The organism is Mesorhizobium sp. M0633, from assembly GCF_040320645.1.
Taxonomy (GTDB): Bacteria; Pseudomonadota; Alphaproteobacteria; order Rhizobiales; family Rhizobiaceae; genus Mesorhizobium.
Window position 1 is genome coordinate 1 of sequence record NZ_JAMYQC010000107.1, and the last position, 1,477, is coordinate 1,477.

General features: G+C 60.6%; 3 protein-coding genes. All 3 read right to left on the reverse strand.

Annotated elements, in window-relative coordinates; all coding sequences use genetic code 11:
* Positions 1 to 466, reverse strand: a 466-nt coding sequence (locus NKI47_RS34830; protein ID WP_352596346.1) for a Ros/MucR family transcriptional regulator, incomplete at its 3' end; no start/stop codon positions are given.
* 614 nt (positions 467 to 1,080) lie between these two features.
* Positions 1,081 to 1,272 carry a hypothetical protein gene (locus NKI47_RS34835; RefSeq protein WP_352596349.1) on the reverse strand — a complete coding sequence of 64 codons (192 nt, stop codon included), beginning with the start codon at positions 1,270 to 1,272 and terminating at the stop codon, positions 1,081 to 1,083.
* Positions 1,273 to 1,292: 20 nt separating this feature from the next.
* Positions 1,293 to 1,477, reverse strand: a 185-nt coding sequence (locus NKI47_RS34840; RefSeq protein ID WP_352596351.1) for a transposase, incomplete at its 5' end; no start/stop codon positions are given.

Consider the following 1,477-nt stretch of genomic DNA (forward strand, 5'->3'; position numbering starts at 1 on the left):
TCGCTGCCGCGCGAGCAGCTCGTTTTGGTTTTTCTGCCGCAGCTGTTGCTGGCGCTGCCGCCTTGCGCCCCAGGCCTATTGATTTCGCCAGGGCCGAGCGGGTCGCCGCGTAGTTCGGCGCAACCATAGGATAGTCGGAGGGCAGGTTCCATTTCTGGCGGTATTCGTCCGGACTCAGGTTGTAGTGCGTTCCGATATGCCGCTTCAAGGATTTGAACTTTTTCCCGTCTTCCAGGCATATGATGAAATCAGGTGACACTGACTTCTTGATCGACACCGCCGGCTCCAGTTTGGCTGCGGTCGGAGCCACAGGTGTGCCGATCCCTTGCAAAGCGACATAGACATCCCCGATCAGCTTCGACAACTCGCCGACCGGCAACGGATTGTTCGAAACGTAGGCGGAAACGATGTCAGCGGTGATTGATACGAGATCAGCCTGGTCGCTTGGGTCTGGAGAAACGGTCATCGAATTTCCTCTTGTCCAAAGCGCGCTTTGAAAACGGATGGTCTGTCTATTCGCCAATCCAGGCAAATAATTCGTTACTCCGCCAACAAACCTCATTCCGTGTAAATATCAAGCAGGCAAGTGTCGCTGCGATCGTTCGGTCCGGCTGCAGACAAGTTGCCGATCGCGTCGGGGAAGCAGGAAGGCTTTCCTCCCTCGCTTCTCCGCGCGCCAAGCGCACAGCCCAACGCAAGCCAGCGCCATGAATCATGGCTCCTGCGTCGCAGGATTGAGCCATGAACAATTGTCGTCGCGACACTTTGTTGCGCGGTCCTGGTCCTCGCCCCGGCATGAATTGGCCCTCGCGCCTACCTTTTGTGGGACTCATAAGTGGGCTGCACCGCCTCGCGCCGATCGGCAGGATGGATGTTGCTGATGTGGCAGCCGGCATGCGCCCGAACGGCTGCCGCCTACTGGCTCAACGAATATCTGACGAACGGCGTGGTGCTTTTGAAGCACTTGCCACCCGCAGCTGACAACTCGTTTGCCACCAGGGCGCCGCGAGCCCATCGAGCCCCTTGCGCAGTCGGTATGACCGAGCGCCAGATGCACCTTCACGCCCGCCGGAACGACGATCATGATGCGTTCTCCCTTGTTGCCAGATGCAGCTTGACTGCATCCGCATTGCTGCCGACGGATGCAAAGACGCGCCGCCCGTCGTCCAGTTGGACTGCCATCATGCCGTCCGGCGGCCGCACGAGATTGCGCAGGTCAGTGAGTGCCGGCGGTTCGGTTTCCGCCCCATGGATGAGTGCAACCGTTGCCAATTGTGGCGCCTTGCGAGCGGTCAGGCCGAACTCGACACGCCAGCCGAAGGCATGCTGGTGGCCATCCCATGGCGGCGGCAAACCTCCGCCACACTGACGCCGGGCTTCTCCGTCTCCTGCACAATCGCCTGCTTCTGCGCGTCGCTGAAGCGGCGCCGGTCCGACCGCCCGTCAACCCGCAGTCTCAAGCGATTGGCGCCGCACG